This is a genomic window from Paraburkholderia sp. (assembly GCF_035656215.1).
GTDB lineage: Bacteria > Pseudomonadota > Gammaproteobacteria > Burkholderiales > Burkholderiaceae > Paraburkholderia.
Window position 1 is genome coordinate 1 of record NZ_DASRSY010000006.1, and the last position, 8085, is coordinate 8085.

Here is an 8085-nt window from a genome sequence, read left to right on the forward strand (position 1 = left end):
CTGCGCGTCGGCCGCGTGACGGCTGCCTTCGACTTGCGCGATCGGATAGGTAATCGGCGTTTGCGTCGGCACGTTCATCGCGACCTTGACCTTGTCCGGCATGACCGCGGCGTCGGTGCTGAATACGAAACCGGCGTCGACTTCGCCACGCGACACGTAGTCCAGGCTCTGGCGTACGTTCGATGCCAGCACGGCCTTCGCGCTGACCGCGTCCCACACGCCCGCGGCTTGCAGCGCGCCTTGCGCATAGCGGCCAATCGGCACCGAAGCCGGATCGCCGTAAGCCACGCGCTTCACATTCGCCGACGCCAGATCGTTCAGCGAGGCTGGCGCGAAACGGCTGTCAGTCGGCACGATCAGCACCAGCGAATTGGCGGCGAAGTCCTTGCGCGTGGCCGGAACGATTACTTTTTCCGCGGCGGCTTTGTCCATCGCTTTCTGATCCGCGGAGGCGAAGACGTCGGCTGGCGCGCCTTTGGCGATTTGCTGCATCAGCACGTCGGACGCGCCGAAGTTCAGCAGTATCTTGGTGCCGGGATGCTGCTGTTCGAAGACCTCGCTCACCGCCTTGAACGCGTTGGTCAGGCTGGCGGCGGCGGAGACCACCAGCTCGTCGGCACGTGCGTTGGCGCTGACGGCAACGGAGATGGCGCTGGCGATGAACAGCGCATGTTTCACAAGGCGGCGGGACAGAGTCATGAAGGCTTGGATGTCCGGCGTGGGCCGGAACGGCGGGTTAAAACGCTATCGTAATATATGAGAGGTTATAGCGGTACCCATGACGATCATTCAGTCGCGCGCATAAAGCTGCGCACGAGTCGGCAGGCTGGGTTTCAGCGGGACGGGCAATCAGTTGAGTGTGCTTCAGGCGTCCGACGAAGGCGGTGGCGTCAGCGTGTTGAGCGTCTGCGACAGGGGCGCCGTGGCGGGACGTACATCACGCACGGCCTTCCACTTGGCGCGAATGAACGGCCGGTCGTGACCGGACACCGTCAGCGCGATATGCGTGACCCAGCGTTGCGTCGGCACATGTACGCCGTGCATCAGTATCGCGAGGACCATCAGACTCGCGGTGACGGGCAATGCCGACAACCGGCCCGGCTCAAGATTCCACGCCATGCGCACGAAGACCAGCGCCGCCAGCGCGCCGACCAGGCAGCCGGTGACGGCCTCAGAGGGCGAGTGAGCGCTCAGCACGACGCGCGACAAGCCCACCGCGATGCCTGCGGCCAGGCCCAGTAAGACGCCAAGCAGACGAATCGCCGGACGCGCCGGGAGCAACATCAGGAACAGCGCGACCGGATAGACGGCGGTAGACAGCATGGCGTGACCGCTGACGCCCGTGAAGTCCAGTTCGCGCACGCCGACGCCCCAGCCGAGGAAGGCCAGTTTGGTCACGGTCACAATGCCGATGGCCGCGCCAAGCAGCAGCAACCAGCCGGCAGCCATGCGCCACGTGTAGCCGATCGCCAGCCAAAGTGCGATGGCGATCGCGAGCGGCAGCGTCATGCCGGCGCCGCCGAGGCTGGTGATCGAGTACCACAGATGGACAGGTAAATCGGGCATGGCAAAAGCGCGACCAAGGCCGCGTAGAATCGGGTTGGTAATGATTTAACGCGCGAACGGCATGAATCGCCGACGCGCCCAAGGGCGTAAACCGAAATTATTTACCCACCAGTATAGATGGGTGCTGCAGGCCGGATTTGCCGCCCGGCACGCTTTTTGTGAACGGACGTGGGCTGGCGAACAAGCGTTGCAATGGTTTGACGTTGGTGTTGCTGCAAGGTTCGCCCGGCGGAAAATTCGGTGTTCGGCAGTGGTTCGGGCCTCCAGCATCGCATGAGGATTGGTGTTATTGTGCATTGCACAACAAAGCGTCGTTCTATCGAACGACCCCTGTCCCTTTTTGCGAGGTTATCCGCCGATGGCAAAAAGTCTATCGAACATCTGGCTGCGCGGTCTCAAACGCCTGCTCGCTATTCAAACCGAGCAAGCGCACACAACCAAGCGCGCCCCCACACGGCCGGCACGAACTGCCACCAGCAAGCCTTCGGCTAAGGTCCGTCCTGTCAAACCGGCGGCCGCGCTGCGCGCATCCGCGAAACGCGAGGCGCCGCGCGCTGCCCCACGGGAGTCGCGGGTTCGTCCGCGTGCTTCGGCATGGGCAAGCGGTTCGTGGACGCGTTCGTTCCATTCGGCGCCTGCCGCGCCTGGGCGCCTCGTCAATCACCTTCAGTACGGTTTGTATATCCCGTCCGGTCATGTGGGCGAATTGATGCCGCTGGTCGTGATGCTGCACGGCTGCACCCAGTCGATTGACGAATTTGCCGAAGGCACGCGGATGAACGTGCTGGCGGACCGGTTCGGCTTTGCCGTGGCTTATCCGGAACAGTCGAAGCACGTACACTCGCATCGCTGCTGGCATTGGTACGACGCCAGTGACAGCGCCGGCGGCGCCGAGGCGCGTGCGGTCGTCTCCCTCGTTGATTCGCTGGTTGCCCAGCATGGCTTCGACAGCGAGCGTGTGTATGTCGCCGGAATCTCCGCCGGGGCTGGCCTGACGGCGCTTCTGGCTGTCAACTATCCGGAGCATTTCGCGGCGGTCGCGCTGCATTCCGGCCCCGCTTTCGGGGAAGCTCGCTCCGGCATTACGGCGATGGACGTGATGCGCCGCGGCGCGCGACATGAACCGGCCGAGTTAGTCGACAGCCTCGTTAACGTGGCGGAATACCCCGGTATGCCGGCCATCATCCTCCATGGCGACGCCGACCATGTGGTCGCCCCGGTCAATGCGGACCAGTTGGCGGAACAGTTTCTTCGCCTGAACCGGATCGTCGACGAGAAAGGCGCGCGCAAATCCGGTGAAGTCAAGGAAGAGCGCAAAGGTGGCGTGGTAATGCGTGACTATCTGCGCGGCGGCCGACGTGTGGTGCGGCTGTGCCGTGTGCAAGGGCTCGCGCACGCCTGGAGCGGTGGCGACGACGCCGTGCCGTTCCATTCCGCCAAGGGGCCGGACGCAAGCGCCCTGGTGTGGGAATTCTTCAGGCACCAGCGCCGCGTTGGGGCCGGCAGTACCGCTGAAAGCACCGTCACAGAAGCCTCGGCGGGCGCACGGTGACGTTGGAGCAACACTTCGAAATGAGTGTTGGCGTAATCCTAGGGTTTTCCCTATAATACGGGTTATCCCTTAGGCGTTAGTGCCTAAACTCATTGTCGAGGTTGACCATGTATCTGCTTAGCCGCCTGTTTCTGTTCCTGACCAAATCGCCCGATCAACTCGCGAAAGAACGCGCTGACGCTTTCCTCGCAGAAGCAACCGATCTGTACGATCTGGAATTCCGTATGCGCAAGCTGGATCGCGAAGCGACCACTCGCCAACCGTCGTGGATGAGCCAGCACTAAGCTGCGCGAGTTTGAAGCATCGGCGCGTAGTGAAGAACGCCGGTGTTGGGGGCGAGGCGCCCAAGCTCCCACAGGTTGCTGGAAGCGCCTGGACAGCCGGATTCAATTGCCACGGCGCGTGATTCGACACCGCGGCGAACCCCGCCCAAGCGACATAGAGTACCTGTAGTCCGTTTGCCCAGCGGTCTCGTCGCCAGTATGCAAATGTCAGCACGACAATGCAGCGACGCCGACCAGCACATCTATTAGTCTCCTTCAGACGTTCTTAATCGGATCGGTGTGAGCACACGCTTACTTGCCGAAACGCGCCAACGTGCGCAGCCGTGCTTTGGCATGGTCGATGATCGGCACCGGATAATCCTTGCCCAATACCACGTCGAATTCCGCGAGCCGTGCCGCGCCTGCGAGCCACGGCGCGTGAATCCATTTGGCCGGTAGTTTTGCAAGCTGGGGAAGGTAGCGTTTGATAAAACGTCCTTCGGCGTCGAATTTTTCGGATTGAGTGATCGGGTTGAAAATCCGGAAATACGGTTGCGCGTCGCATCCCGTCGACGCGGCCCATTGCCAGCCGCCATTGTTCGCCGAGAAATCGAAGTCGTTCAATTGTTCGGCGAAGTAGCGCTCGCCGAGCCGCCAGTCGACGCCCAGGTCCTTCACCAGAAAACTCGCTGTCACCATCCGCAGGCGATTGTGCATATAGCCGGTGCGGTTCAGTTGCAGCATCGCGGCGTCGACCAGCGGATAGCCGGTGCGGCCGTCGCACCACGCGGCATATGCCTCGTCCGCTTCCGGGCCTTGCTCCCAGCGCAGCCGGTCGTACTCTTCCTTGAACGACGCGCCGGCCGCCAGCCTCGGATGGTGCGCGAGGATCATGAAGTAAAAGTCCCGCCAGATCAGTTCCGAAAGCCACGTGGCCGAGCCTTGCCCGTCGGGCTGCAGCGAGATCTCGTGCGCGATCCGCGCGAGCGTGCGGATCGAGACAGTACCGAAGCGCAGATGCATCGACAGATAGCTCGGACCTTTGACGGCGGGAAAGTCGCGCCGATCCTTGTAGCTGTCGATGCGGGTCATGAAGTCGTCGAGCAGACGTTGCGCGCCGCTCATGCCGCCAGGCAAGTTGAGTTCCGCCAGATTGCTCGGTGTGAAGCCGAGCTGATCGAGCCTTGGCAACTGGCGCTCCAGTTCGGGCGGCAATACTGCCAGATGCTTCACGTAGGTCTCGACCGGATACGGCTTCAGATCGAAGGCCGTCAGCTGCTTGAGCCATGCGTTCCTGTATGGCGTGAATACCGTGAACGGTTTGTTCTGGCCTGTCAGCACCTCATCACGCTCAAAGATCACCTGATCTTTAAACGTCAGCCATTGGCGTCCGGCAACGGCCAACCGCACGCGCACCGTCTCGTCACGCTCGATCGCAACCGGTTCGTAATCGTGATTCGTGAATATCGCATCGACGCCGAGTTCGTCGGCGAGTCTGGGCACGAGATCGGCCGGATCGCCATACAGCACGACGAGGCCGCTGCCCCTGGCGCACAATGCCTCATCCAGCTCGCCCAATGCAGCAAGAATGAACTCGACGCGGCGGTCTTGCGGCTGCGTATGCGGATGGCGAATTTGCCATGCGTCGATCAATGGTTGCAGGATCGTCGTGTCGAATACGAACACGCACCAGACGCGCTCGCAATGCTTGAGCGCGTAGTAGAGCGCGGCGTTGTCCGTGCTGCGCAGGTCGCGGCGAAACCAGACCAGGCCGGTATCGAAGGTGTCGTTCAGGCGTCGGACGCGTGTCATCGGAATCGCAGGTCAGGGTGAACGGCTGCGCGGCAAAGGATCGACCGTCGCAATGATGAGCTGCCAGGCGACGATATTACTAAACCGAGCGCCTATTCACAGGGCTGGTGATGGTAGGTGATCGCACGGATCGGTGTGGCACATTGCGTGCCGTGTCCGTAAAACGGCGCAGCGCCCGCCCTGTTTTGCAGGGTGCGGGCGCTGTTCAGGGCGGCGCGGTTTTGCCGCGCCGGCGTCAACTATTCATCAGCTAGCCGTTGAGGCCGTGCCTTACGCGACTTGCAGACGCACTGCAACGTTGTTGCGCGTAGCGTTCGAGTACGGGCAGACTTGATGCGCTGCGTCGACCAGTTCCCTGGCTGCGTCAGCGGCCAGACCCGGCAACGAAACGCGCAGATCGATGTCGAGCGCGAAGCCGCCGTTGTCGTTCGGGCCAATCCCCACTTCTGCCGTGACTTGCGTGTCAGCCGGCAAAGTCTGCTTCTTCTGGCCGGCGACAAACTTCATCGCGCTCAGGAAACACGCCGAGTAGCCGGCTGCAAAGAGTTGTTCCGGGTTTGTGCCCGCTGCGCCGTTGCCGCCCAGTTCGCGCGGGGCGGCCAACTTCACGTCCAACGCATTGTCCGACGATACTGCACGGCCGTCACGGCCACCGGTGCTGGTTGCGCTTGCTTTGTAGAGGATGTTCATTTTGCTGCTCCTTCGTCTGGGTTATCAGGATCTGCATGCTTGCCGCACCTTGCTTGGCCGCCGTTCTGGCAGAGCGCTATCGAAGCGGCATGTGATAAAGGTAGTACACAAATCATTTGTGTGCAAATGATTTTTCGCATCACACCGATAGCGTGCTTTTTGAAGCAGGCCGGTTAGTGGTCCATGTAATCGTTCAACGTGGTGCGCAGGCGTGTCAAATCGACGCGCAGACGAAGCAGGAATTCCGGCGTCTGCTGGGTCGCGCAGAAGATTTCAGCCGGCACTTCGCGTGCCTGACGCTTCAGGGCGGCGCCTGCTTTGGTGAGCCGGATATAGACGAGCCGCTCGTCTTCGATACCGCGTACCCGTTCCAGGTAGCCTTGCGCTTCGAGACGTTTGAGCAGCGGCGTGACCGTTGCCGAGTCGAGATTCAGTCGCGCGGCGAGGTCTTTGACCGTGATGTCGTCGGCTTCCCAGAGCACCAGCATCGCCAGATATTGCGGATAGGTGAGTTCGAGCTTGTCGAGCAGTGGCTTGTACGCTTTCGTCATCGCAAGCGAGGTCGAATAGAGCGCGAAGCAGAGCTGCTCGTCGAGTGTGAAGGGCAAAGCGGGGCGCTGGGTCATGATGCATCTCGTCTAAAAAGAGCGTGCAAATCGATTGCGCGCAAACCATTGTGCCGCAAATCGAGGGAAGGTGACGAGTGTGGGTAAGGATTCGACACCGCAACGGGGCAGCGCGGCGGCGTAAGGCGGGAGTGGGTTGCGCTCTTGGGCAGAGGCAGGCGGTGTGCACCACGCAAGAAGTGGCGATGCTCCCGAGTGATACCGCACGGGCGCTAGAACAGCGCCCCACAACACGCAAGTCTGCGCTCAGGCCGCTGGCGTGGTCGGCAGGTCCGGCGTTTCGGGCGTTTGCACGCCGAAGCAGCCGCGATAAGTCGCGTAGAACGAGCAATACAGCATGGTCGTGACGATCATCGTGGCGGGCATCAGGATCGCGAACGCGAAATCGCCCGCGCCCAGCGCCTGCATCAGCGCGGACAAACCGAACGAAACCGTGGTCGCCACCGCGAACCACAATGCGCCGAATACGATGAACGCGCCGCGATTGCGCCAGCAACTGACGATACTGAAGAACATCGCCTTGACGGGGGGCACATCGTGCCACGCGATGAGAACCGGCGAGAACCAGAAAATCATTGCTACCGGAATGTAGAACGCGAATGCGGCGATCACGGCGAGCGGGATATTGCTGTTGGCGATCGCGTCCTGATCCATCGTGGCGGCGCCGAGCATGACCTTCAGCAGCATGCCGCCGTCGGCGAGCGCCGAGCCGGCCAGCACCAGCGCCATTGCGACGACATACAGCACGCCCAGTACCAGCAGACGTTTGGCGACCACCGGGCCGTACGAGTGAAAGCCGTCCACCAGAATGGTCGGGAACACCGGCTTGCCCGCGATGGTGTTACGGCACGCCGCCATGAAGCCGACTGCGACACCCGGAATGAAGGCCAGCGGCAGCACGCCGCCGATTACCGGAATTTGCGACATCAGCGTCATGACCAGCAGATAGGTGAAGAACAGCGTCAGAAACGCGAGCGGGTTCTTGCGGAACAGCCAGATACCCTGCCGGAACCAGACATAGCCGGTTTTCGCGGGGACTTCGATCAGTTGCATGGGGTATGAATGCCTGGAAGTGCAACGCCGGACAGGCGTTCGCGCAGAATGCGCTCGAAATGGCCGGGGTCGTGCGGTTTGAGTAACTCGGCCGCGCGCGGCAAATGAAAATCATACAGGCGCGAGACCCAGAAGCGGTAAGCGCCCGCACGCAACATGTCGCCCCAATGGCGGTTTTCTTCGACGGTGAACGGGCGCACGGTCTGGTAGGCGCGCAGCATGGCTTCGGTGCGCGCGTCGTCGAGCTTGCCGGTGGCGAGGTCGACGCACCAGTCGTTGACCGTTACCGCGACGTCGAACAGCCACTTGTCGCAGCCGGCGAAATAGAAGTCGAAGAAGCCGCCCAGGCGCACCTCGTGGCCGGTGTCCGGCGCGGCATGCGCGAACAGCGCGTTGTCGCGGAACAGGTCGGCGTGGCAGGGGCCCTCGGGTAAGTCGGCGTAATCCGCCGACGCGAAAAAAGCCTCCTGATGCGCCAGTTCGGACGACAGCAAGTCACGCTGTGCGCCTTCCAGAAACGGCA

At 61.9% G+C, this 8085-nt stretch carries 9 protein-coding genes; 2 read left to right on the plus strand and 7 right to left on the minus strand.

The window, feature by feature from the left end; genetic code table 11:
* On the minus strand, nt 1-699 hold a 699-nt coding region (modA, locus tag VFE81_RS00215; protein ID WP_325042663.1), incomplete at its 3' end, for a molybdate ABC transporter substrate-binding protein.
* A gap of 165 nt (nt 700-864) precedes the next feature.
* A complete protein-coding gene (locus VFE81_RS00220; protein ID WP_325042664.1) occupies nt 865-1566 on the minus strand; it encodes a phosphatase PAP2 family protein in 702 nt (233 codons plus the stop codon).
* Between the two features lie 358 nt (nt 1567-1924).
* Between VFE81_RS00220 and VFE81_RS00225 the strand changes: the two genes are divergently transcribed.
* Entirely contained in the window at nt 1925-3118 is a 1194-nt protein-coding gene (locus tag VFE81_RS00225; RefSeq protein WP_325042665.1) for a PHB depolymerase family esterase, read from the plus strand.
* Nucleotides 3119-3225: 107 nt separating this feature from the next.
* The gene (locus VFE81_RS00230) at nt 3226-3402 is read left to right on the plus strand and encodes a DUF3563 family protein (RefSeq protein WP_120306126.1); all 177 of its coding nucleotides are present in this window, start codon (nt 3226-3228) and stop codon (nt 3400-3402) included.
* 291 nt (nt 3403-3693) lie between these two features.
* On the opposite strand, the gene VFE81_RS00235 is transcribed toward VFE81_RS00230, so the two are convergent.
* The 5 genes from VFE81_RS00235 to VFE81_RS00255 form a co-directional block, all read right to left on the minus strand.
* Entirely contained in the window at nt 3694-5193 is a 1500-nt protein-coding gene (locus VFE81_RS00235) for a deoxyribodipyrimidine photo-lyase (protein WP_325042666.1), read from the minus strand.
* A gap of 270 nt (nt 5194-5463) precedes the next feature.
* Nucleotides 5464-5883, minus strand: coding sequence for an organic hydroperoxide resistance protein (locus VFE81_RS00240; RefSeq protein ID WP_325042667.1), 420 nt, complete (start codon nt 5881-5883; stop codon nt 5464-5466).
* A gap of 173 nt (nt 5884-6056) precedes the next feature.
* Complete coding sequence (locus VFE81_RS00245) at nt 6057-6509, minus strand: MarR family transcriptional regulator (protein WP_325042668.1); 453 nt, start codon at nt 6507-6509, stop codon at nt 6057-6059.
* A gap of 246 nt (nt 6510-6755) precedes the next feature.
* Nucleotides 6756-7562, minus strand: a complete 807-nt coding sequence (locus VFE81_RS00250; protein ID WP_325042669.1) for a BPSS1780 family membrane protein — start codon at nt 7560-7562, stop codon at nt 6756-6758.
* On the minus strand, nt 7553-8085 hold a 533-nt coding region (locus VFE81_RS00255; RefSeq protein ID WP_325042670.1), incomplete at its 5' end, for a phosphotransferase. The genes VFE81_RS00250 and VFE81_RS00255, both read right to left, overlap by 10 nt.